The organism is Flammeovirga sp. MY04 (genome assembly GCF_001682195.2).
Taxonomy (GTDB): Bacteria; Bacteroidota; Bacteroidia; order Cytophagales; family Flammeovirgaceae; genus Flammeovirga; species Flammeovirga yaeyamensis.
Genome location: NZ_CP003561.2, coordinates 870,121 through 896,320 on the forward strand (window position 1 = coordinate 870,121; position 26,200 = coordinate 896,320).

The 26,200-nt window shown below is 35.6% G+C and carries 18 protein-coding genes; 12 read left to right on the forward strand and 6 right to left on the reverse strand.

The window, feature by feature from the left end; genetic code table 11:
* Positions 1 to 21: 21 nt before the first annotated feature.
* Positions 22 to 393: a hypothetical protein gene (locus MY04_RS23420; protein ID WP_066214889.1), complete on the forward strand. Its 372-nt coding sequence runs from the start codon at positions 22 to 24 to the stop codon at positions 391 to 393.
* 55 nt (positions 394 to 448) lie between these two features.
* Here MY04_RS23420 and MY04_RS23425 read toward each other — a convergent pair whose 3' ends face one another.
* From MY04_RS23425 to MY04_RS23445, 5 genes are all read right to left on the reverse strand, one after another.
* Positions 449 to 940, reverse strand: coding sequence for a hypothetical protein (locus tag MY04_RS23425; protein ID WP_066214891.1), 492 nt, complete (start codon positions 938 to 940; stop codon positions 449 to 451).
* A 1-nt stretch (position 941) separates the two neighbouring features.
* Positions 942 to 1,619 (reverse strand): hypothetical protein, encoded by a 678-nt coding sequence (locus MY04_RS23430; RefSeq protein ID WP_066214893.1) that lies wholly within the window; start codon positions 1,617 to 1,619, stop codon positions 942 to 944.
* A 115-nt stretch (positions 1,620 to 1,734) separates the two neighbouring features.
* Positions 1,735 to 2,097: a hypothetical protein gene (locus MY04_RS23435; protein ID WP_066214895.1), complete on the reverse strand. Its 363-nt coding sequence runs from the start codon at positions 2,095 to 2,097 to the stop codon at positions 1,735 to 1,737.
* A gap of 285 nt (positions 2,098 to 2,382) precedes the next feature.
* Entirely contained in the window at positions 2,383 to 2,811 is a 429-nt protein-coding gene (locus MY04_RS23440; protein ID WP_158297877.1) for a hypothetical protein, read from the reverse strand.
* 126 nt (positions 2,812 to 2,937) lie between these two features.
* Positions 2,938 to 5,478 carry a TonB-dependent receptor gene (locus MY04_RS23445; protein WP_066214900.1) on the reverse strand — a complete coding sequence of 847 codons (2,541 nt, stop codon included), beginning with the start codon at positions 5,476 to 5,478 and terminating at the stop codon, positions 2,938 to 2,940.
* A 611-nt stretch (positions 5,479 to 6,089) separates the two neighbouring features.
* Here MY04_RS23445 and MY04_RS23450 point away from each other — a divergent pair.
* The 11 genes from MY04_RS23450 to MY04_RS23500 all read left to right on the forward strand — a co-directional run bounded on the left by MY04_RS23450 (position 6,090) and on the right by MY04_RS23500 (position 23,539).
* Positions 6,090 to 7,115, forward strand: a complete 1,026-nt coding sequence (locus MY04_RS23450) for a LacI family DNA-binding transcriptional regulator (protein ID WP_066214902.1) — start codon at positions 6,090 to 6,092, stop codon at positions 7,113 to 7,115.
* A 2-nt stretch (positions 7,116 to 7,117) separates the two neighbouring features.
* Positions 7,118 to 7,960 (forward strand): NADAR domain-containing protein, encoded by an 843-nt coding sequence (locus MY04_RS23455; protein ID WP_066214904.1) that lies wholly within the window; start codon positions 7,118 to 7,120, stop codon positions 7,958 to 7,960.
* Between the two features lie 153 nt (positions 7,961 to 8,113).
* Positions 8,114 to 8,416, forward strand: a complete 303-nt coding sequence (locus MY04_RS23460) for a DUF6150 family protein (RefSeq protein WP_066214905.1) — start codon at positions 8,114 to 8,116, stop codon at positions 8,414 to 8,416.
* An 83-nt stretch (positions 8,417 to 8,499) separates the two neighbouring features.
* The gene (locus tag MY04_RS23465) at positions 8,500 to 9,471 is read left to right on the forward strand and encodes a hypothetical protein (protein ID WP_066214906.1); all 972 of its coding nucleotides are present in this window, start codon (positions 8,500 to 8,502) and stop codon (positions 9,469 to 9,471) included.
* 66 nt (positions 9,472 to 9,537) lie between these two features.
* Positions 9,538 to 10,890 (forward strand): NCS2 family permease, encoded by a 1,353-nt coding sequence (locus MY04_RS23470; RefSeq protein ID WP_066214908.1) that lies wholly within the window; start codon positions 9,538 to 9,540, stop codon positions 10,888 to 10,890.
* Between the two features lie 258 nt (positions 10,891 to 11,148).
* Positions 11,149 to 12,792, forward strand: coding sequence for a PKD domain-containing protein (locus MY04_RS28275; RefSeq protein ID WP_084006099.1), 1,644 nt, complete (start codon positions 11,149 to 11,151; stop codon positions 12,790 to 12,792).
* A 77-nt stretch (positions 12,793 to 12,869) separates the two neighbouring features.
* Positions 12,870 to 14,723: an MGH1-like glycoside hydrolase domain-containing protein gene (locus MY04_RS23480; RefSeq protein ID WP_066214913.1), complete on the forward strand. Its 1,854-nt coding sequence runs from the start codon at positions 12,870 to 12,872 to the stop codon at positions 14,721 to 14,723.
* Positions 14,720 to 16,588, forward strand: coding sequence for a hypothetical protein (locus MY04_RS23485; RefSeq protein ID WP_066214917.1), 1,869 nt, complete (start codon positions 14,720 to 14,722; stop codon positions 16,586 to 16,588). The genes MY04_RS23480 and MY04_RS23485 overlap by 4 nt, the downstream gene beginning before the upstream one ends.
* Positions 16,575 to 19,253, forward strand: a complete 2,679-nt coding sequence (locus MY04_RS23490; protein WP_066214919.1) for a beta-glucosidase — start codon at positions 16,575 to 16,577, stop codon at positions 19,251 to 19,253. Before MY04_RS23485 ends, MY04_RS23490 begins: the two co-directional genes overlap by 14 nt.
* A gap of 18 nt (positions 19,254 to 19,271) precedes the next feature.
* Complete coding sequence (locus MY04_RS23495) at positions 19,272 to 21,299, forward strand: glycoside hydrolase family 65 protein (protein ID WP_066214922.1); 2,028 nt, start codon at positions 19,272 to 19,274, stop codon at positions 21,297 to 21,299.
* On the forward strand, positions 21,299 to 23,539 hold the full coding sequence (locus tag MY04_RS23500; protein ID WP_066214923.1) for a glycoside hydrolase family 3 protein: 2,241 nt from the start codon (positions 21,299 to 21,301) through the stop codon (positions 23,537 to 23,539). The genes MY04_RS23495 and MY04_RS23500 overlap by 1 nt, the downstream gene beginning before the upstream one ends.
* Before the next feature lie 193 nt (positions 23,540 to 23,732).
* Here MY04_RS23500 and MY04_RS23505 read toward each other — a convergent pair whose 3' ends face one another.
* Positions 23,733 to 26,156: a hypothetical protein gene (locus MY04_RS23505; RefSeq protein ID WP_066214925.1), complete on the reverse strand. Its 2,424-nt coding sequence runs from the start codon at positions 26,154 to 26,156 to the stop codon at positions 23,733 to 23,735.
* Positions 26,157 to 26,200 lie beyond the last annotated feature (44 nt).

The following is a 26,200-nucleotide window of genomic DNA, read 5'->3' on the forward strand; positions in this document are numbered from 1 at the left end:
ACAAAAACACTTTTAATTATTATGGAAACAGTTACTCTTCAAAATCAAGTAAAAAAGCCAATCGCATTACGTATCATCATGGTTTCTTTTTTACTAAAAGTATTCATTGCTTTTGGTTTATATTTTGCCATTTCAAATGGAAAACTAGATATCCCTAATGCTAAACCTGACTATATTTTATATACAGCAGTGTTATATATCATCAATTTAATAGGGATGATTGTATCAGCACTTAATGGTAAATTGCAACTGTTTAGGGCGATCATCATTTTTGATTTTATTATTTCGATACCAGCAAAAGCAGTCATTGGGTTTGTGGTGGCTGTTTATTCGTTTGGGTTGACTTTTCATCCTAAAGTGAAGGAGTTTTTTGAATCGAAAAGAAGTATATAAATATAAAAGGTTCGTATGGAGGTTTCTTTATTCATCCATATGAACCTTTTTATTTTTATCCCAAATAAGCATTTGGATTTTCTTCCTCAAAGCCAACTCCTTTTTTCAATTGAGAGATCCTAAAGATCATATCATTATCTTTAGAATATCCCGATTTATCTAACGACCAAGCAGATTTTTTTTCTCCATGTTCATCAGTATAACATAAGTTGACTAACTGAGCCAATTCATAAGGGTCATTTAATGCAAACTGAGTTCTTTGTGAAGCTAATGTATCCACATTATCAATTGGAACCTCAATCGTTTTACCAAAAAGGGGATTACTGATGATCACGTTTTTTCCATCAGTACTTACATTATTTACTTTTAATAAAATACCTAATAACAGAAGTGAAATTAGAAATAGTGAAATCGGTATGAAATAACTCACCAATGGATGCCCTTTACCCATAAAATAAAATTGATAAGCATAATAGTTTGATAATAAGAAAAGGATAAAAAAGATAGGTCTTCCTAAGCTCATACGTTTCGATGATAGTGTCTTCATTTTATCTTTTTAAATCGTGATAAATTGGTTCTCTTTTTTCGAATCCATTAACTGGGATTTCAGGGATCTTTGCATTTAGTGCGTTTGCAATTTTATAAAATCCAAAACCTGCTGATGCAATTAACCACCAAATTCCCTTTAATCTGAAACTCCCTGAGTCTCTCATTGATGCAATTTTGAAGAAGGCAAAAATAGAAACTATAACTAAAGTTGCAGAACCAGCAAGGATATCATTTCTTTTTTGTTTTGTCAGCCTCTCCCTTTCCATCTGAATACCGAAAATAGCCCATTCTGCAATCTCATAATTCGAAAATAACTTAGAAGAATGTTGCTTAATTACAAAATTAAGGTTCCCTCCATTCAGAGCTGTTTTTCTTACATCACCTTTAATTTTGATGGAGTGTTGTTTGATAAAAAACTCAACTGCATCATTATAGATATCAGTAGGGTAGTTTTTTAGTTCATCTTTAATCTCTTGAAGGCTTTTATCTTCCTTTACTTTTTGATCAATTTCTTTTTTGATCTCATTACGAATTTCTTTTCTGGTTTTGACATACAAAGAATCAGCAGCTAAGGCACTTTTCTTGACCTCTTTTATTCTTTGTTTAATTGATTTTTCATCTTTTCCTTGGAGCAATAGTTCTCTACACTCAGCATTAATGTCTAGTTCAGTCAGCATTGATTAAAAAGTTTTAATTAAAAAGTCAGTACAATATAAGCATAAAAAGATTTTAGTAAAGTTTAGGCATAAAAAAAGGAGATGATTTTATCTCCTTATTATCAAATTCTTGTGATTATATGAATTTATGATAGTCCACAATTTTTTGTGATCCATCGTCCTTTAAGACATATAAATATTTTAACTGTCTGTGCTTGTCGAAACCTGTTACATACTTGTTTTCTGTATGGAATGGTATAGTGTAAAGTACTTCAGTTTTGCTTTCTATTCTAATGTCACCTCCCTTATATACACATTTTAAATCTGACTGATTATTATCAGACAATCGTTGGTTGATTTTCGCAACCACTTCTAATGCGGGATGGACATTAGTTTCATTTTCTTTGACTGGATCGTTTGTGTTTTCCTTTATGATGTGAAAACTCATCGATAAGATAGATAGACAAACAAACAGAATCAATGGTGTTAATTTTTTCATTGCTGGGTAATGGTTTATTTAGTTGACGTTGCTTTGATGCATTTTACTTCATTGACGTGATATTTCAAAGGAAGTACTGTTGGAATTACACTTATTAAGAGTCTTCTTAGATAATTACAATAGTTAAATAGGATTTATCATAGCGATTAACATTTATTTAACTTGTAGTGGATGTTTTATTTATCATTATTTCAATAATCGAAAAGCTCAAGCTAGATGTTTTTCCTTTGTGGTCACAAATAATATAACAAAGAACACACCTAATAAGTTTCAGTAATCTTCAGATTAATGCATATCAATATGAATTGGAATGATGTGATAGGAGTTCACACTTTTACCATTACACTGTGCAGCTGTCCAATTTCCTTTAGTTACTTCATCAAAGACTTCGTCTAAATTAGCTATGGTTTCATTATACTCTAACATTCTTTCACCTGTGACTTCACCATTTTTAGTTACAATAAAAGCAAAATAATATTTAGGTCCTTCAACTCCCATTTTTTTAAAATCGACATTATACTTAATGGCTTTTCCCACATTTTTCATTCTATGTGAGATATGTATATCGGAGATAGGAGGGTGTTCTACTTCTGTGTAAACTTGTAAATTGGTTAATGTATCAATTTCAAATACACAAAGTATATCATCATTTTGGGCAAAAATGATAGAAGAAGGTAAAATTAGCAAGAGAGTAAACAGCAGTTTGAATTTCATTTGTAATTAGCTTTTGGATAACGTCAACTAAATTACAATAAAATCTTAAAATAAAGCAACTTAACTAAAAAAAATAGGCTATCGGAAAAATTGAATTTCCGATAGCCTAAATATTTATCTATATAATTAGAAGCTCATTTTCAAACCTACTGAATAGGTTCTTCCGAGTCCCATATAGTAACCACTCATTGTCATGTTGCCCAATTCGTCAACACCACCTTGAAGTCCTTGTACAGCATAATCAGTATCAAAGACGTTGTTTACTCTGAAATTGAAAATACCATCAAATCCGCCCATTTGGAAGGCATAGTTAAAACCAAGGTCAACTAAGTTATATGAAGGCATTTCGTAAGCACTCTTACCACTGAATTCCTCAGAATCTCTTCTTGTAGGATCGTAATCAGCGAATAAGTTACCAAAGTAGTTCCAGTCAGCAGTTAATTTCAACTTAGGGAATACTTCATACTCAACACCTAAAGCGGCAGTTGTTTGAGCAGAGTTACCTACTTCAGCACCTGCGATATAAACGTTTACAGTATCGATAGGATTCTGTTGATCATCGAAGATTTGAACGTCTTCTAAGTCGTTCATCCATCTCCAGTCACCCAATGAAGCCATTGCTGTAATCGTTAATTTATGGTTCACACGATACGACATGTCGATTTCGATACCTTTGTGTAATGCATTTACACCAAGAAGGTTAGCAGTGTAAGGGTTTCCATCTTCCCAAACCGTTTTTACAAACGATTTATCTTGCCATAATGTGTAGTAACCGTTCACGTTTGCTCTGAAACCTTTGTTACGGTAACCATATCCAACTTCACCAGAAAGAATTTTCTCGTTTACTGCGTCTGGGTTAACATCGTTTTGGTAGTTCAAGAATACAGCATTAAAGAAAGGCTGTCTCGAGATATAACCACCGTTGATGAACACATTGTGGTGAGCATCGATGTTGTAGTTAGCACCTGCTTTAACTGAACCACCTAAGAAGCTTTGCCAGTCAGTTGTTTCAGTACCAGATTCATAACTAAAGTAGTCAATTCTTTGGTAAGCTTGGTGAGATACAGCACCTGAAATAAATGCTGATAATTGATCTTTAGAGTATTCAGCTTGACCGAATAAACCTTGCCATTGTACTCTACCATCGTTATGGTAACCCACTTTATCACCTACTTGCGTTTGACGGTGAGGTTGAGAAGCCATTTGAGTGTCTACATAGAAATCACCACCCATCAAGTCTTCTACTTGTTGGTAATGCTCACCTAAGTAGTAACGAAGGTCTAAACCACCTGTTAACGTCCAGTTGTCGTTCAATTGGTGAGTTAAAGTTGATAAAGCACCTGTCCATAAGTGGTTGTTATAACCTGCTCTGTAGGCACCTTTTGATGAACCATCTTCGTTTCTGTTGTTTGCTACATAAGCATCCCAGTCGATGATACCACCAGTTGAGTTGTCTCTGTAAGCACTTTCGAAGTGTCTGTCTTCTGATACAATACCAGTACCGCCACCGCGACCAACTGATACATAAGCTGAAGTTGACAAGTCAGTTTTTTCGTTGATTGTCCAGTAGTGGTTCAACGACATTTGAGGTTTGTGGTAGAAGTTCTCGTTAGTGTTGAACTCTTGACCATTTCTGTAACCCCAGTCTTTGTTATAACGCTTACCGTAACGATCATACTCTTCTTCAGATACGTAAGATCTTCTCTGACCGTGCGTTTGAGGTGCTCCGAATGTAGTGAAGGCTAGTGTGTGGTTGTCGTTGATTTTCTTCGAAATGTTTACAAAGTAAGAATAACCCTCGAACTGTGTTCCGTCCACATAACCATTACCTGAAGTCTTAGATAAAGCAGTAGATACTGCCCAACCATTATCCATAAGACCAGTAGAAAGTGTAACTCCAGTTTTTAAGTAACCGTCATTACCCATTCCCATAAATACATTGCCACCTTTTTCAGCGTCAGTAGTTTTTGTTAGGATGTTAATAGTACCACCAACAGAAGGTACTGCTAACTTAGAGGCTCCTAAACCTCTTTGCACTTGCATTGTTTTAGTAACATCGCCCAAACCAGCCCAGTTTGACCAATATACTTTACCATTCTCCATGTCGTTTACTGGAACACCGTTAATCATAACAGCAACGTTCTCAGAATCGAAACCACGAAGTGAAATACGTGAATCACCGTATCCACCACCAGCATCAGAAACATAAACACCAGGAGATGATTTTAAAACTTGCGGGAATTCTGCGTTACCCAATTTCATATCAATTTTGTCCGCAGAAACTGTAGAAACCGCCACTGGCGTTTTTCTATCTACAGCTATAGAAGCTAAAACTTCAACCTCTTGTAAACCAATAGCATCAGATGCCATTTTTACAGTACCTAAATCAATAGGAGTACCATCAAGTTGTACGTTTTGTTTTACGGTAGTCATTCCGACAAATGAAATGATTACATTTTTTTGGCCATTACCTTTTGCTTGAAAGGAAAAGTTACCGTCAAAATCCGTTATTGCGCCAGTTGTTGTACCTTCGATAGATACATTTGCTCCTATAACAGGTTCACTAGAAGACTCGTCGATTACTTGTCCACTAATGACAGTTTGTGCTAAGGATACGCTTGTAAGACATACAAGCATAGCAATAATTGATAGTAGTTTTTTAAACATTTTAGAAATTAATTGATTAGGTTGTTTTTTTAACTGATTTCTGAGTGCAAAACAACTACATCAATGTGAACTAAATGTTTCTATTTAGGCTTGTTGAATTTAATTAATTCCACTTAACGTTTTAAAGATTTTATAAGACCCAATTTAAATTCATAAGATAAAAAAATTAACATGTAAGACCTCAAACAATGAGCGTTTACATTGATTGAATAAAAGTAGTAGAAGTCCAATGTTACGGTAAAGTGAATGATTATTCAATATTTACAATTACCGGATATTATTAGTAAAAGTTATTGAATAAAATGTGCCTTTTTATGGGTTATTTGAACGTTTATTCTATTTATGAGGTTTCATTTGAATTATTAAAAAATGCTATTTTAGGTAGTAGGTAGTAGGTAGTAGGTAGTAGGTAGCAGGTGCTGAATTTACGCTCCTCATAACGCGAGCACGAGTCTGGAGACTCGCGCTAGTGTAGGATAGTTTACCGCCGCTTTTCACTTTTCATTCTTCACTTCTTTCCCCTACATTTCACGTTTTTCATTTTTAACTTTTCATTTTTAATTTAAATAATTGGTATATTTATAAAGTAATTAAACGGACAAACAAAGCAAATGGCTAAGGTATATACCATACACGATATCGCAATACGACTAAACATTTCTAAATCAACAGTTTCTAGAGCTTTAAGGAATCATCCTGATGTGAGTAAAGAAACGAAGAAGGCTGTATTTGATATGGCAGAGAAACTGAATTATCAAAAAAACATTCTAGCTTCTAATTTAGCATCAAAAAGTACGAATTTGATAGGTGTAGTAATTCCTGAAATTGCTAGACAACATTTTTTCGCTCAAGCATTAAGTGGTATTCAAAAAGTAGCCAAGGAAAATGGGTACATCGTCATGGTTTGTCAATCTAACGAGGAACTTCAGGAAGAGATCAATCAAGTACGTGCTTTAGTCAATAGTCGAGTGGCAGGAATATTAATTTCTTTATCAAAAGAGACCAATAGTTTTGCACATCTTCAAGAGGCTTTGGATAGAAATATACCTATCGTATTGTTCGATAGAGGAACAGATCAATTGGAGGTTTCTCAAATTACGGTAGACGATTATAAAGGGGCTTTTGATATTACACAACATTTAATTGATCAAGGGTATTCTAATTTAGCCCATCTATCAGGTCCAATGAGTTTGTCTATTAGTCAGAAGAGATATAATGGTTTTATTGATGCACTAAAGAATAATGGTTTGAATTCTGCTGAAGCGGTGGTGTATCAATGTGATAACTTAAGCTTAGATGCCAAAGAAGCAGTAGATCGATTATTGTCAATGAAAAAACAACCTGATGCTGTTTTTTGTATGAGTGATTACATGGCAATTCAAGTTTTAAAATACCTTAAGGATAGCGGATTGAAAGTTCCTCAAGATATTGCAGTAGCAGGGTTTGCTGGAGATCCAATAACAGAATTGATGGAACCCCAAATATCTACAGTAGAACAACCTGCTTTTGATATTGGTGTACAAGCAGCCAAACGATTAATTATGGAAGTGGAAACGGAAGACAAAGAAACATTGGGCTTTGTAAATAAAGTACTACCCACTAAAGTAATCTCACGTTCTTCTACATTAAAAAAATAAATATGCATTATTTATCAGTTGATGAAGTAAAGGAACTTTGTCAGACGTCTACATATAGCTTAAAAAATTTCGTTTCAGATCAGAAAACTCTTTTTCCTTATCAATTAGAAAATCTATTTGATGAAGCTGAAAGAGGCACTATTCGAAATCATGATATTCAATCTTATTTTCGATTGAATCAGAATAAGAAATTTACGCTATGCAAAGAAGTGAATCAATTAGGGAATTTGGCGGAAGGTTTTCCCATTAAGATTCCTAAATTCCCTCATTTTAGAACAGCAGAACATTTATATCAGTGTCTACGATTGGATATTTCAAAAGGACAAGAAGTATTTGAGAAACAATTGATGATTATTGATCAGACATCAGGAGAGGGAGCAAAGCTGATGGGAGATAGAAAAGAAGAAATGCGTTCTTTTTGGCACCCGGAGTGGCTGATGAATGATTGGGAGATGAGAGATTTACCATTCAATAGTTATCAAGAAAAACATTGGAAGGCAAAAACTGAGATCATTAATTGTATGTGGTTTGTTTTGTTACATAAGTTAGGCAGCAATCGAAAAGAGTTTGCAAGAGTACTTTTAAAGAATGGAGCCGTACATCAATCTCCAATTGTTCAAGTGGAGAAAAACAACCGAACTGCAGATTTATTTTGGGGTGCAAAGGTGGAACAGAATGCTACCCTTAGAGGAGTGAATATGATGGGTAAATTATTAGGTAGATTAAGGGATATGTACCGAATGGAATTGCTCATGAAGAAACCAACATTAGAAATTCTAAAAGTAAAAGCACCAAAATCATTTACCCTAATAGGAGCGGAAGTGGGTTTTGTAGATTATAACTAAACACTTTCTGAGATATATCATATCATGTACGGACGTTGTACTGCAACGTCCCATCCAACCAATTTTTTAATACATCCAAACAGATAAAAGAAACACATTAAAAATCAGTAAATTGTAAAAACAGACATACTTTACCTTCATTCAATCAAAAATATGAAACGATATATTATCAATTTACTTTTACTTTTTGGTCTATTATTTAACACAAATTGTGATGGTGTTTTAGCATCAGATGTAGATGCTAAACCTAGAGTGTTTATTGTTACGGAAAGATGGAAAGCAGATTACATTGTGAGTACAGTAGATCAAAGTTACAAAGCAGATATTATTGTGTCATCCAAAAGTTGGGACGCTACAGCTGACTGGATATTAGTCGATAAGCAATACCAAGCAGACCATACCATGTACATTACTGGAAAAAAATGGGAGGCTGATAAACTCATCTATATCAAGTAATGTTGGTTAATGCTAGTAAAATGTTACGTAAGAATGAATCAGTATTCATTAATTAGGAATAATTAACAGGATATTTCACTTGATTGTTAATTAAGTGTAAATTAGACATTGATATTGAGGTGCTTCATTGTGCATATTTGCACCGTGATTTTGATGTATTGGCGATTACCATCAAAACACCCATTCAGAAAGTATCTGAATGTATTAAAAAACGTCTTAATTTATTAATCCTCATGGTTTCTAAGAAACTTAATTTGTTACTATTGTGTGTCCTTGGTTTGTTCTCTACTACTTTACAGGCACAGAATTTCTCAAGTACTTTTATTGAATACGCTTACGGTTGGAATAACACAGATTATGTAACTGGTGCTAATCCTAAAAATGAAGGAATGAATTTATTTACACTAGATCACACTACAGTAACAAAGTGGGGTGGTGTGTATGGTTTCGTTAACTTCATGACAGCCCCTGATGGTTTTTATACTACAGGGTATTACAATCAAGATTTAGATCAGTCAGCTGGTAAATACAGATTATACTCAGAGGTATCTCCTTGGGTAAGTTTATCTGGCGTTACTGGAAAAGACTTTTCGTTCGGTCCTGTTGCAGATGTTTCTTTGGATGGTCAATTAAACATAGGTAACGGTTTCTTTGCTACTTTAGCCGGTGCAGGTTTAACATTCAAAGCACCAAAAGGCGGATTCCTAAAACTTTCTACTTATTGGAGAAGAGACAACATTCGTGAAGATGCTGTTCAGTTTACTGGAGTGTTTGATGTGGCAGTTTGGAAAAAAGCAGGTTTCAGAATCCAAGGTTTCTTCGATTTAATTCCTAACGCTACTAACAAAGTAGAATTTGGTCGTACTGATATGGGTACAGACTTCTTATCGCAAACTCGTTTCTTATTTGATGTGGGTAGAAACACTATCTTCAAAAATGATGAGAACTCTAAATTGGAGATCGGTTGTGATATCTACATGCACTTTAACAAAGACTTAGCAGCAAATAACTCTAATGCTTTTGTACCTCAGCCTTGTGTTCGTTTAACTTTCTAAGTTGCTGATTTATAATATAAAAAGAAGTGTATCTTTAGGGTTTATATCCTATCAATATATAAGAAAATGGAATTACTAGACAAGATTTTCAAACTAAAAGAAAACAATACTACGGTAAGTAAGGAGTTTATTGGTGGCTTAACCACTTTCCTTACAATGGCCTATATTATATTCGTTAACCCCGATATTTTAGGTGAAGCAGGTATGGATAAACCAGCTTTATTTTCGGTAACGTTAATAGCGGCAATTATTGGTACTTTACTAGCAGCATTCTGGGGTAAAATGCCATTTGCCATGGCTCCGGGAATGGGCTTGAATGCTTTCTTTACCTATACTTTAGTACTAGGCGCAGGTGTGCCTTGGGAAACCGCTTTAGGTATTGTATTTATTTCTGGTGTGGCCTTTGTTATCTTAACTTTTATGGGAGTTAGGGAAAAAATTGCCAATGCCATTCCTTTATTCCTTAGGATTAGTGTTACTGCCGGTATTGGTTTGTTTATCACTTTTATCGGTATGCAAAACATGGGGCTAATTGTGGCAAGTCCTGCAACATTAGTGACTTTAGGTAAATTTAATCCTGCTGTAATTATCTCATTAATTGGTTTCTTTATTATAGTCATTTTAGAATATAGAAAAGTAACTGGAGGTATTTTGATAGGTATTTTATTTATTACGATCTCTGGTATTATTGTTACCTACTTAGGAGAAAATTATGCTTGGTTTTCAAATATTTTAGGTGAAAGCAATGCTTACAAAATCATTTTACCAAAAACACTTGTAGACACACCTCCATCAATAGCACCCATTTTAATGAAATTGGATATTATGAGCGCATTAAAATGGACGTTTATCGGACCAATTTTCTCTTTCATGTTTGTTGATTTATTCGATTCATTATCTACGATTATCGCTTGTTCAAACCAAGCAGGCTTAACTAAGAAAGACGGTTCAGTACCACGTTTAGATAAAATATTAGAAGCTGATGCCGCCTCTACTGTGGTGGGTTCTGTATTAGGTACTTCTACAACAACAATATATATCGAATCTGCATCAGGTATTGCATCAGGAGCAAGAACAGGTTTAGCTTCTGTATTTACAGCCTTGCTGATGTTCGCCTGTTTATTCTTTGCACCAGTTGCAGGTATCGTACCTAAATATGCAACAGCACCAGCATTATTAATGGTAGGTGTGTACATGTTTATGAACATCAAAGAAGTAAAATTTGATAGCATGATCACTGCAGTTCCTGCTTTCTTAACCATCATTTTAATGCCATTGACTTACTCTATCTCAATGGGTATCACATTCGGTTTTATCTCTTATGTGTTATTGATGGTCTTAGGAGGAAAAGCAAAAGAATTACCGGTTACTATGTATGTAATTGGAGCATTATCGGTACTTAACTTAATTGCCGGATAATTAATCACTGATATCTTAGAATTTAATATATATATATCGCCAATTCAATTATTGGAATTAAAGCTCAGGTCATAATGATTTGAGCTTTTTTATGTTCAAATTATTACTTGATATCCCCTCATAAATAAGAGAGTTTAATAAGGTGTTATCACTTTTTTTAGAAAATATTTACAAAAAGTGAGTTGAAAATATTAGTTGTCGTCTTTACACTAATAAAAGCACATTGTAATATTTTTATTAATTAAGTAACTCAATATTATGAGAACTAAGATGTTTAATTTAAAAAGCGTAAGCGTACTATTTGCTCTTATGTTAGTATTCTGGTCATGTGAAGATGAGCAGGATATCACAAAAGTTGAAGTATCTGCTTCATTCACTACAGAAGTAGAAGGTTTAAAAGCTACTTTCACTAACACTTCAGAAAATGCGACTTCATATGAGTGGGACTTCGGTGATGGTAATACTTCTACAGAAAAAAATCCTTCTAATACTTACGAAGCGGGTGGAGACTATACTGTTACACTGACAGCTTATGGTGAAGATGAATCAGATATGGCTGAAGAAACGGCAACAGTAACTGTAACATCTGTTGATCCTTGTTTAACACATGATGGATCTGAATCTGGTAACCTTATTGTTGGTGGACAATTTGAGTCATGCGACGCTCAATATTGGACTGCTTTAACAACAGGTCAGAAAAATGATGGTGGTACTGAAGAACATGCTAAATTCGAGTTTGGTTATACTGACTATAAACCAACAAATGGTGAAGGTGGATCTTTATATATTCACCCAGATAATGACGAAGCAGGTGGAGAAGAAGGTACAATTCTTTATCAGGAAGTATCGCTTACTAAAGGTTTATACCAATTTAATGCACAAGTAAAATTGGATGGTGAGAATGAAGCTGATCCGACTTCCGCAATGAATTCGTATTGGTTCGAATTCTATGTACATAATGAAGAGCCAGTTGAAGGTGATGGTTATAATAATACAGCAGTTTCAGGTTGGATCTATGGTGGATGGACTGGTTGGGCTTTTGAAATCCCAGCAATGGATGGTTTCCTTCCACATACTTTAATGGCAGCTAATCAAGCTGATGATGATGGGAACTTTGTTGTTGAAGAAGACGGTACTTATTATGTAGCGATCAAATTTGGTAAAGGTAATGATGCCGATGGAGCATCATTTGGAGAAGGTATTGCTTTAGATAAAATGCACTTAGCAAGAGTGGGTGATATACCAGAATGCTATGGTTATGAAGAAACTCCAATTGAAGGCAACTACATTAAAGGTGGTGGCATGGAAACATGTGATGCAAATTATTGGACTGTAATTGCAGCTAATTTAGATGAAGTACCTCCAATGTTTGGTTATACAGATTACGCTCCTGCAAATGGTACAGATGGAGCTTTATATTTCTCAACTCCAGAAGCAAACGATGGTGTTGGAGGAACAGCCGGTACAGTGTACCAATACATGGGTATTTTGGAAGCAGGTACTTACGAAATTTCAGCACTTGTAAAACAGGGTGGTGTTGAAGGTGGTAACTCTCAATTCTGGTGGGAAATGTATGTTTGCACTGAAGAACCTGTTGCAGGCGAAGAGTACCAACCAAAAGAATCTGATGCAGACGATGCATTTAAAGTTGCTCCAATTGGTGGTTATACACATGCTGGATGGGGACCTCGTCCTGATATTGGAGTGGGTGTAGCTACGACTGCTCACGACGGGCAAATGCAATGGGGACATAACCCTTATGACCAAGCGAATAACAGCGGTCAGTTTACAATTGCTGAAGACGGAGAATATTACTTTGTGTTTAAGTTTGGTACTTGGGAAGGATCATTGGGAGAAGGTATCTCAATTGACGATTTGAAAATTACGAAAGTAGTTCAATAACCAAAACCAATAATAATGAACTAGGGCACTCGCCCTAGTTCATCTTTCTAATATATCAACCACTTTTTAATAGGAAAATGAAACAAATTGTTTTCTTCCTATGCTGGATAATTATTGCTCAAAATTTATGGGCACAGGATAGGACTGCGGAGTTTCAATCAAAGATTTCTAAAGGATGGAATACATGGAATTACTATAGTATGTTAAGCTATGTGGAACTGCCTTCAGGACTTTCAATCAATATTAATTTACGACCTTCTGTACAAGGTACACCCTACGACCCAAATTACTTTTTTGACAATATCCAAGTAGATAAAGAAGGAAAGATTCGTCCAGTTGCACATACATTCGATGGTAGTTATACCCATGTCAATGTTGACGATTGGAAAGGAAATAAATTATCTATAAAGTCAGCTGTTGTAGATGATAATATCTATATTTTAGTTGAACCTATAAAAACATCTACTCCTTATTTCTGTGAAATCGAAACAGGTTTCTTATGGAATAATAGAGGACAGTTAAGTTATCTTCAAGATAAAATTGAAGCTAAAACTGAACAAACAACAAAAGAAATACGATCGACTATGTCTGATCAAAAAATTGCAAGACCTTATAAAGCACCATATTATTCAATTTCATCAGATAGTGATTTTGCAATATATACAGGTGGAGTATTGTCGTTAGCTAAAATAAAAAAAATCATTTCTAATGCAGAAAATAATTATCTATCAGCTTCAAAATCTTATGGTGATTTAGCTGAGGGATATTTAGCCACTCAATCTGTTTTAGGATGGAATACATTATATGATGCTGACAAAGATAGAGTCATTTCACCCGTTTCAAGAGGCTGGAATGAAGCATGGCAGGGTTTCGTCCTTTTCGAATGGGATACTTATTTTGCCGCTCTACTTCAAGGATTAGGGAATAAAGAATACGCCTACTCCAATGCACTGACAATGTCAAAAGCGGTAAATAGACATGGAGCCATTGCTTTTACACAACAACCTCGTGGTCAATTAGCTGATAATTCACAACCGCCCGTTGGAAGTATGGTTTGCTGGTTATTGTACGAGAAATATCAAGAGAAATGGTTCTTAGAAGAAGTGTATGACGGTTTATTGAGCTGGAATAAATGGTGGGTAAAGAATAGAAATAACAAGGGTTATCTCACTTGGGGAGCCTCATGGAAAGGGGCAAGAGTACAAGATGCGGCATGGGAATCGGGTCTAGATAACAGTCCAATGTACGAAGATGTGGCTATCGAAACCGTTGGAGAAAATTCTTTATTGAATATTGCGGATGTAGGTTTGAACAGTATGTATGTGATGGACTGTCAGTATCTTTCTAAAATAGCAGAGGTTTTAGGAAAGACGGATGATTTGAAATATCTAAAAGAAAGAGAAAAGCAATTCACAAAACAAGTACAATCTCTTTGGGACGAAGAAAAAGGTATCTATCAAAATAAATATTTAAGTGATGATACCTTCTGCAATCGTCTTACCCCAACATCATTTTATCCGATGATTGCTAATATTCCTTCTAAGAAACAGGCAAAGCGATTATTAGAAGAACATTACTATAATGAAGAAGAGTTTTATGGAAAGTACATCATTCCATCTTGTGCAAGAAACGACAAGAGTTATGATAATAAATATTGGAGAGGAGCCATCTGGGGACCGATGAATTTCTTGGTCTACTTAGGCTTAAGAAATTACGATCAGAAAGCATCAAAAGATATGGCAGATAAGTCTTATCAACTGTTTATGGATGCTTGGATGAACCATAAGTATGTCTTCGAAAATATTCATTCAGAAAAAGGAGTACAAGACCCTAAAGATCAATTGGATTGCGATCCTTATTATCATTGGGGAGCATTGATGGGGTTGATGAAATTTATGGAAGAGGGACAATATAAAAAGAAACAACTATGATATATCGATTATTATTTATCGTCATACTTTTTACATCTTGTCAACAAAAAGAACAATTTGATGATGCTTGGCAACTGAATTGGCAGAAGGAAAATGGTGAAATTATCTCTGTGCTCTCTCTACCTGAGTCTATAGATAAAAATCAGCATTTTGAGACAAAAAGAGGTGATATTGATTTTTCTGTGGAAGTGAATAACGAGACAGATTTCAATTCGATTAAAGCAAAAGCGGAATCATCAACTGCACAAAAGGGGTTCTTTCTACTTCAAACCAAATTACCTACTGATGCTATCCCATACAATTTTAATGGAGTGGTTGATAGTTCAGAAATGTATCGTCAAAGTCCGCACGATGTCAATGCTTGGATCGTGAAGACTATTCCAATGCAAGCGGTGCCAATGATAGGTTATCGAGTGGATAATCAATTTAATGTGGCCATATCAAATACTCCGGCATTTTTCGAAAATTATACGAGTCAGGAATTTGATTTAGAGGAAGGTATTTTGTCACTTAAAGGAGGAGACGACGGAAGATCGCCCGGAATGCAACCCGATCGATCGGATGTATTGGATATGGATTACAATGCTGAAAAAACGCAAATATTCACCCCTGGTAAAGTGCAATCGCATTATCATGAAATAGGAAAAAACAAACCTCACGATTTCGAAGGCTTTTATTTTACTTGTGAAGCGACCGATCGAAATGATTTAAGAAAAAGTATCATCATAAGAACGGGTGAGTTTTTAAGTGGAAAGCAAACCGATTTTTTCGGTAGTTTAGGTTTAGCCACAGCCATGATGAATCTTAGAGCTAACGACTCCCAAAAGAGCGATTATTGGGTAATCCCTGCCGTAGAATATGCCAATACCCAATACGGAAGAGATGCTTTTTGGATTGCATCTATGCTTCCTTCAAAATATGCAGCCGAATGTTTAAAAAGCGAACTGAAAGAAGTCAATCACTTTGCTGAATATCCATTATTCGCTATCATTTGGGCTTACCGTTCTATCCAAGAAGGAAATAAGGTCGCTCTAAATCAAGTACAGGCGTATGTGGATGCCATCGAAGAACGCGCAAAAGATAGTAAATACTATAGTTATTATGAAGGGGATGGCCGATTGGATTTTCAATATTGGGGAGATGTAATGGCTTTTGAAAAAGATGATATCATCACCTATAATCAAGGACTCTTTGCGTTGGCGATTACGCTTGCCGAAGAACTTGATTTAAAAATCACTTCAAATCCTGCAAAGGCCACCATTCACTATCAACAACTATTTGATGAAGACTTAGGCTATTTTCCATTAAGTGAAAAGAAAGATGTGCTAGGTCCAGATCCTTTGGTGCCTGACCTTTTATCACAAATATATCATCAGAAAAAATTACTAAAGAGCGATCATGTGAAGAAACATTATGATCGAATGGTAACATACAGTAAAACAAACTTCGGATTTAAAATTGTGGCCACTCCAACAGGGGAATATTTACCTGCGGAAATGTATGACATACCAGGATACATTTCTCAAGTGAATAGAGAAAACATGCCTGATGGTAGGTATTTCCGGGGTGGTTCTTATTTCCTTTACGATAACCTTTTCCTTATGGATGCCTATTTACATGGGGTCGAAGGAGCAGAAGATATGTTGAAGTGGAGAATAGGTTTAGACTTTAAAATTGGATCGACCACTTACGAATGTTTGAATACTAAAACAGGCGAACCTTGGAAGCCCAACATGGGTTGGAATGTGGCCATCTATGCCTTTTGGAGAAAATTAATTGATGAAGGGAAAGCAGATAAATCTCTTCTAGAATATGTAGATCAAATTGTAGTTGATAAAAAAACATCAGAAAATGAAAAGATATAGTATTATCATATTGACCGGATTATTTTTTTGGGGATGTCAGTCAGCTACCACCACCCATCAAGAAGCTGATATTGTATCCGAAAATTATGAATATCCATTCAGGAATCATGAATTAAGCATAGAAGAACGTGTGGATGATTTGGTGGGACGACTCACTTTAGAGGAGAAGATTCTTCAATTATTTAACGATGCTCCTGCCATAGATCGCTTAGGAATTCCATCATACAATTGGTGGAACGAAGCATTACATGGTGTGGCTAGGGCAGGGAAAGCCACCGTCTTTCCTCAAGCTATCGGTATGGCTTCTACATTTAATGAAGAGTTGATGTTAGATATTTCCACTGCCATCTCTGACGAAGGTCGTGCAAAGCATCATCATTTTGAAGATAATGGAGTAAGAAGTATTTATAGTGGCCTTACTTTTTGGTCGCCAAACATTAATATTTTTAGAGACCCTCGTTGGGGTCGTGGTCAGGAAACGTATGGAGAAGATCCTTATTTAACGGGACGAATGGCGGTTAATTTTATCAAAGGTTTACAGGGGGACGATCCTAAATATTTTAAATCGATTGCTACTGCAAAACATTATGCGGTGCATAGTGGACCTGAATATACACGTCATTCGGATAATTTTTATGTGAACGATAGAGATCTATATCAAACTTATCTACCCGCTTTTAAGATGGCGGTAGAAGACGCGAATGTGTATTCTATTATGTGTGCTTATAACCGATTCAGGGATCGACCATGTTGTGGATCTGACCTCTTATTGAACGATATTTTACGTAAAGAATTTGGGTTTGATGGATATGTGGTAACTGACTGTGGAGCTATTACTGACTTTTATAAAAAGGGGCATCACGAAGTAGTAGAGACACCATCTCAAGCCATGGGTTGGGCGTTAGCTTCTGGTACAGATTTAAATTGTGAAATGGATATAGAGTTTATTCAAGATAATCTTCAGGAGGCAGTAGCGAATGGTGTGATTAATGAAGCAAACATCAACCGAGCAGTGAAAAGGTTGTTTACTGCTCGATTCAAATTAGGGATGTTCGATCCTAAAGAGAAAGTGGCTTATGCACAAATTCCTATGTCAGTTGTCGGTAGCCCTGAACATCAAATTCTTGCCACAAAAGCGGCTGAAGAGTCTTTTGTTCTTTTGAAAAATAACGATATTCTACCCTTAGCTAAATCAACAAAAATAGCTTTGATTGGTCCAAATGCGGATAATGAAGATATACTTTTAGGGAACTATAATGGCTTACCAATTGCTCCTATCACTCCCAAAAAAGGATTAGAATCGGTCTTCGGAAAAGAGAATGTGATGTACGCCGCAGGTAGTCCGTTAGTCCCTACTTTATACGGAAATGTAAAACCTGTTCCTTCAGAATTTTTATATCATGATGCTAATGGAAAGTTAGAGAAAGGACTAAAAGCCGAATACTATAAAGACGTGAAAATGATTGGAAATCTTGTGAAAGAAAGACTTGAGTTTTCAGATATCGAGAGAGATGATAAGGCGTTTATGACAAGAGTAGATCCATCCATTGATTTCCTTTGGGAAACAACGCCAATTAGCGGAAAATTAGAAGAATCTTTTGCCGTGAGATGGACGGGTAAAGTGAAAGCACCTAAAACAGCTACCTACCGTTTTAGTGGTAATCTCACTATCAAAATGAATGGAAAGACGATTAATGGTGCATCTATTGATATGGTAAAAGATCAGTATTATGACATTGAAGCAGATTATGTCATTCATCCATTTTGGTGGGGCAATACCATTACCCCTCATGTGAAAATGAATTGGGTAGAATTGTCAAAAGATTATACTACAGAAGCTATTGAAGTCGCCAAACAAAGTGATGTTATCGTTTTCTGTGGAGGTATCTCGCCACGCTTAGAGGGAGAAGAAATGAAGATTGATATTGATGGATTTGCTCATGGCGACCGTACTCATCTTCAATTGCCAAAATTACAGAAAGATCTTTTACAAAAGCTTTATACATTGGGTAAACCTTTAGTGTATATCAATTTCTCTGGGAGTGCATTGGCTTTAAATTGGAACAAGAAAAATGCAGATGCTATTCTTCAAGGGTTTTATCCCGGTGAAAAAACGGGTATTGGTTTAGCCAATATATTATCGGGTAAAACGTCACCTTCCGGTAGATTACCTATCACTTTTTATCAATCTGTAGATGACTTACCTGACTTTACAGATTACGCCATGAAGGGAAGAACGTATCGTTATTTTGAAGGGACACCGCTTTATCCTTTTGGTTATGGTTTGAGTTATCATGAAGTTGATATGGAGCTGCTCTCTATGAAAGAGGAAATTATGGTAGGTCAACCTCTTGATATCGAATTAAGTATTGAGAATAAATCAAACAAACTTATCAAAGAGGTAGTGCAAGTGTACATTAAAGATGTGAAGGCGGATGTGACCGTTCCTTTACAGTCTTTGGCATCATTCCAAAAAGTGAACCTTAAACCTAATGAAAAGAAAGAGGTGAAATTAACTATTGATGCTGAACGTTTTGAGTTGATCAATAAAGAAATGAAAAAGGAAATTCAGCCGGGTACTTTCGAGGTACACATCAAAGTCAGTGATAACAACCAAGCAGAGTTTATTACCAAAAAGGTTGAAGTAAAGAAATCGATGTTGTAACAGACCCACCAGTTAAAAATGAAGACGTTTCAAATATACTTTTGCTTACTTATCAGTAGTTGTCTTTTTGCTCAAGACCCGTGGGTGATTGAAGCCAAAAAGATTGATCAGACCAACTACGCAGGGGTTTCTGTGGGGAATGGGATGATAGGTGTAGTTTCATCCCCCAATCCTCTGCAAACAAAAGAAATTGTGTTGGCAGGAGCCTACGATGTTCACGGAAGAGGAAGAGTAAGCAACTTTCTAAAAAGTTTTCAGTTGATGAATGCTTTTATTGAAGTCAATAGACATAGAATTAGTGCGGCCAATGTAAGTAACATGTCTCAAAAATTGGACATGAAGCACGGTACTTTTACCTCATCATTTGATTTTGAAGATAAAGCCAGTATTGTAACAACGTACAGATCACTTAGGCATTTACCGTTTAACGTGATGTTGGAAATTGAAATCCACGCTAAAGAAGATTTTCAGTTGAATACCGCATCTATAATGCAGGCTCCTGAAAACTTAAAGGAAATAAAAAATCTTCATACGACAATTACCACTCCTGAAGGAGGTTTGCCCTTACTCACCTCTGTAGCGAAAAGTCCGTCGGGTGAATTGACTGTGGCAGCATCAAATGCTTTTTTATTTGAAGAAGACCAACCCCAATTAATTCATGAATCTTGGGATGATAATATGCATCTGATGCGATTTGAAAAATCGTTGAAAAAGAATCAGACATATAAATTTGCTATTGTAGGTACTTTGATCAGTTCAGCTCATCAAAAAGATCCTTTGAATCAAGCTGAACGATTAACTATATATGCTGCACTTCAAGGAAAAGAAAGACTAATTGATTTGCATCAAAAGGCATGGGAGGAATTGTGGGCAACAGGCGATATTCAAATAGAAGGCGATCCTCAATCTCAGCAAGATATTCGTAACATGATTTATCATTTGTATTCTTTCACTCGAAAAGGAACAAATTATTCCTTATCTCCAATGGGTTTGAGTGGATTAGGATACAATGGTCATGTTTTCTGGGATACCGAGGTTTGGATGTTTCCGGCCTTGTTAGTCTTGCAGCCTGAGTTGGCAAAAAACATGATCAATTACAGATACGATAGACTTCAGGCAGCGAGAGAAAATGCGTACTTACATGGCTACATAGGAGCAAAATTCCCGTGGGAATCAGATCATACTGGAGAAGAAGCAACTCCTGTTTGGGCGTTATCTGGACCTTTTGAACATCATATATCGGCATGCATTGGAAGGGCAGCATGGGAATACTTTTGTGTCACTCAAGATACAGTTTGGTTAAAGGAGAAAGGATATCCGATCATTAGAGAAACAGCAGATTTTTGGTTGAGTAGAGTGGAAAAAGAAGGTGAAGAATTTAATATCAAAAATGTAGTGGGAGCAGATGAGTGGGCAGAAAATGTCGATAACGATGCATGGACAAATGGAGTGGTGAAAGCTAATTTGAGAGCAGCCACAAAAGCATCATTAGTATTAAATAAGCATATTAATCCTCAATGGAATATTGTAGCGGATGGCATTCCAATTCTTAAAATGAAAAATGGAGTGACAAGGGAACATGCTACATATAATGGAGAAAACATCAAACAAGCAGATGCTAATTTATTGACTTACCCCTTATATGAAATTACGGAAGAAGCGTCTATTCTAAAGGATGTGGAGTATTATCAAAAAAGGGTACCTGAAAAATCAACTCCTGCTATGACCAAATCTATTTTTGCAACTTCCTATGCAAGAATTGGTAAAACGGAAAAATCCTATGAAGTATTTCTCGATGCGTATCGCCCTAATCTATGGGGACCTTTCAGAGTAATTATGGAAACTCCAGGATCTTACAACCCTTATTTCATGACTGCCGCAGGAGGAATCTTACAAACAGTAATGATGGGATATGGTGGTTTAAGAATTACAGATGATGGATTGGTTCAGGATGAAATAGCCATACCTTCTCAATGGACTTCACTTAAACTCATAGGGATGGGTAAAGACAATATTAACTATACAAATACTAAGAAAGTAAATTGATGAAAACGAATTATTTAGTGGGAAAGGGTTACTTTTTAGTGCTTCTTCTCATTGTGTGCGGATGCAGTTCAAAGAAGATATCATCTGATACTGCTATTAAAAATTTACCTCCTGATAAAGTTTGGGAGGACACTTCCTTGACCATTCAAAAAAGAGTCGACTTTCTAATGCAAGAGATGACTTTAGAAGAGAAATCTTCTCAGTTATTGTACGATAGTCCTGGTATTCCGAGATTAGGTATACCGGCTTACAATTGGTGGAATGAAGCGTTACATGGAGTGGCCCGTTCTGCACCTGCAACGGTTTTTCCTCAAACCATTGGTTTAGCTGCTACTTTTGATACAGCATTAATTAAAAATGTGGCTGGAGTGATCTCAGATGAAGGTCGAGCTATTTTTAATGATAGAAGAAAAAAAGGGAAAGGAGGAGAACAATATATGGGACTTACTTTTTGGAGCCCTAATGTAAATATATTTAGAGATCCCCGTTGGGGACGCGGTCAGGAAACCTATGGAGAAGACCCGTATTTGTCGGGCTTAATGGGAAGTGCTTTTATTAAAGGAATGCAAGGTGAATCACCTCATGAGCGATTAAAAGTAGCGACTTGTGCAAAACATTTTGCTGTACATTCTGGTCCTGAAGGAGAAAGACATGGGTTTAATGCCTTATCAACTCAACAAGACTTAAGAGAAACGTATCTTCCAGCATTTCAACAATGTGTGGATGCAGGAGTAGAAGCTGTTATGTGTGCTTATAACAGAACGAATGATAAACCTTGTTGTGGGAGTCCTTATTTGTTAGATCAAATACTCAAACAAGAATGGGGATTTAAAGGACATATTGTAAGTGATTGTGGGGCAATATCAGATTTTAAGTGGGGACATCATTATACTGATTCTACCACTTCTTCTGTTGCTTTGGCACTTAAATCTGGAGTAAACCTAAATTGTGGTCAAGCTTATCAAGAAATTGCTTTAGCCATAAAACAAGGGCTCATTGATGAAAAATTGATAGATGAACGTCTTCGTCCGTTGTTATTGACCAAGTTTAAATTAGGGTTATTCGATCCGATTGGAACCAATCCTTATGACGATTTGAGTATAAAAACATTAGATATCGATCATCATCAAAATCTTGCTTTAGAAGCAGCAGAGAAATCGATTGTATTACTTCAAAATAGGAACAATGTATTGCCTTTAAAAAAGGAATTGGATTTCTTATACATGGTCGGTCCGATGGGTGGAAACATCTTATCATTGGTGGGGAATTATAATGGTTTATCTAGTAATATGACGACAATTGTTGAGGGGGTTACAGAAGTAGTTTCGCCCGAAACTAGAGTAGAATATAGACCTGGAGCGTTATTAAATTCCCCTAATCAAAACCCTATTGATTGGTATAGTGTGCAAGCCAAAGAGGCTGATGCCACTATTGTGATGTTAGGATTTACATCTATGCTGGAAGGTGAGGAAGGAGAAGCGATCGCATCAAACAGACATGGTGATAATCCCAATATGCAATTACCAGAAAGTCAGCTTTCATTGCTTAGAAAACTAAAGAATGATGATAAACCAATAATAGCTGTCATCTGTGCAGGAAGTCCAATTGATATAACAGAAGTTCTTGATGTAGCGGATGCTGTTTTATATGCTTGGTATTCAGGGGAAGCAGGAGGAAAGGCAGTAGCCAACATTATTTTTGGAGAGACGTCCCCCTCAGGGAAACTACCAATTACCTTTCCGAAATCTATAGATCAATTACCAGATTTTAATGATTATTCTATGGCTGGAAGAACATACAAATACATGGAAGAAAATCCTATGTTTCCGTTTGGCTTTGGTTTGAATTATGGGAAAGTAAATATTGAAGATATTGAAGTGGAGAAGAATGGGAATGATCAAATTCATGTGGTTGCTATCTTGGATAATGAATGTGATTTCTCAACAGAGGAGGTGTTACAAGTGTATATCAGTTTGGATGATGTCGAAGAGAAAGTCCCTTTGGCCTCATTAAAATCATTTAAAAGAGTCACATTAGAAGGACATCAAACAAAACGTATTTCCTTCTTACTATCACAAAACGATTTTAGTTATTATGATAAAAATGGACAGTTGGTATTTCATCAAGGAAAAGCAAAAATATATGTAGGTTTTCATGCTCCATTACCTAAAGCAGAATTAGATAAACGAAAAATTTTTAAGTATAAGACCTCATCGATAAACTTAGCGAAAATACTGTAAGTAGTATTCAATCATAAGTAAATGTGTATCAAGGTTGAAAGGATATGATTTAGAAATGGACAGCTAATCAATGATTCTTCAACCAATTATGTTAATTTAAACATCACTTTTAGTGCTGCTTCCCTTTGGGAGGTAGCACTTTTGATTAAAAAAAAGAGGGGAAATCCCCTCCGAAAATGTTACTGATTTACTTTTATAAATCTTTCTTTTTATACAATACCAATCTTTTTTTCTCAAATGGTATGGGGTAAGCACTTATCCAAACTTCTGGTTTTAAATCGAGTTTTTCTTTATCGAATGCCAATACAAAAGCTTCTATTTTCTTTCCAAGCATGCTGTCATCCAAAGGGAAATAATAGGTGTAGTTTTTATCCGTTTTCTTAACTCTATATTCCCATGTGTTGCTTGGGTAGGATGGACTTCTATCAGGAGCTCCAATATATTTTCCATCTATTTTTAATGAAGCCAATGCCATCTCTTCTCCATGTTCTCCATTAATTGCAATACATAAATAACTTCCTTTAGGGATTTCCGATAAAGTGAATTCGTTTTTCCATGATGCAGCAGCCTGATATAACTGAGATTTATCCCAGTGCCATTGCACATAAGGAGGTTGTAAATTAGACGCCTTCCAGTGATTCATATCAACTTGTTGTCCGTATTTATATCCTTTTATATCCTGGATTCTCAAAAAAGTGTATGGAAAACTGAGATAACGAATTTCACCCAGATCTTTCAAAGGGATATTCATATGCGTACCTGTCATAAACAATGCACTTTTCCATTCTTTTAGATCTTTAGATACTTTATAATATTCCCCTTCATAGTTTTTATAGGGTTGCAAAGCGTATTCATCGGGAACGTCAATAATAAGTGAATCTAAGGAGGTTAATTTTCCTAAATCTAATCTTAAAGCAGCTTTGTATGGGTGAAAAGCATCATATTTAGTAGATACCGAAAATAAAGTAGTAGGGTCGTTATCAAATAAATAACGGTCCCATGTTTCTCTATTTAAAAACTGTTTTTGTTCAAAGAAAGCCTCTCTTGCTGCTTTTACTGCTGGAAATTTAGTATCCCCTGAACGCTTTAAAGATCGAGCTTCCAATGAATTATTATCTACTGCAAATTGAGTGGCCTCGTAAAGTGACAGCACATCTTCTGGAATATCTATTTTCTTCATATCACCAATTTTTCGATGATAATCAGATAATAAAGGTTCACCCTCAAACTTTACTTTAAGTTGTTTGTTTTTCAAAAGTTTTGAAATGGATTTATTATCCAAAACTGCTCGATCATATTTAGCTAAATCACCATTTATTTCTACTTTCATTTCTTCTCCTTGAAACCCTAGAAGATCAATAATTACACTATCTTGACTATTAGAAGGATGTTTAAAATAATCAATGCCAGTTAGCATCAATTCTTCATTTTTTTCTGTGGATGCTTCTAAAAGAAATGCTCTAAAGGGGAGTACTTCAATTTGTACTTTATCTTGATAGTTATAATCACCTAATTCTCTTTGAGAAGGATGATAAGAACGGAAACTTACTTTTTGTCCATTATTCTCTAGTCCTAAATCTTTGATATCGATTTCTACTATCTTCTTTTCCCAAGTTAAGTTTTTTAAGGTGATGAGTCTTGTAGATGAATCTCCTCGACTAATCGCCCCTTCACCATAGGATTCAGGTAAGAATTGAGCATTCACCATAATCTCCCTATATTTTTGATGTAGATTGAAAAGTTGAGCCAATTTTGGGAATTCTTCATCTTTCATTAACCAAGGGTTTCCATAGATCTGAGGAGCCAAAATCAAATTTCTATTAAAAGCTTGAAGTACTAAATCGTCTTCCCAATAATCTATACAAGATGAAATACAAACACCATGATCTTCCGCTAAACGTGTTAGATTTTCGGGAGGATTTTGTTTCATGGTTTCAACACGATGATGTGAAGCTGTTGCGCTATTAGTCATATGTACATCGATATAAGTTTCTGCACCATCAATTAAATAAGTAGTGGCATACTGTTCACCTTTTTTTCCTAAATCAATTCGATGATTTAAAACCACAAGTTCAGGAGTATACAATTGACATTCTTTCATGGTTTCTGCAAAAATATCTTGTTTGTCTTTTCGCAAAATACCACAAACTGCATCAAACTTAAACAACCCAAATTCATACTCTTTACATAGGCTAACGAGCATATCTTTTCGAGCATTTTCAGAGTTACTTGTATTACCAAATCCATCAGGACCTCCCCAAAGTCCAAGTTTGGTATTCATTTTTTTAGCTTCAGAATATACCAAATTAAAGCCATTTGGGAAACGTTCTTTAAAACGTTGATCTTTTATAGATCCGTAGTAGTTTCTACCGTCCAAAGTGGCTACATCGAATGCATAGATATCCAAATTCATCCCATAAGTTTCGTGTAGCCATTGGAAAAATTTTAAGTTAACCACAGTTTGTGCTTCTGTTGGACCTTCGTTGGTATGGTTGATCCAAGAGAAGTATTCCGACTTAGATGGGGTTTGTTCTGTAATATTTTTTTCCGATTGACCGAGTACCAAACAAGGTACACAAATACAACAAAATGATAAAGTTTTAATAATTCGTTTCATATGCTAGATTTTAAAAAGGCCATCTCAATTTAAGTTGAAACGGC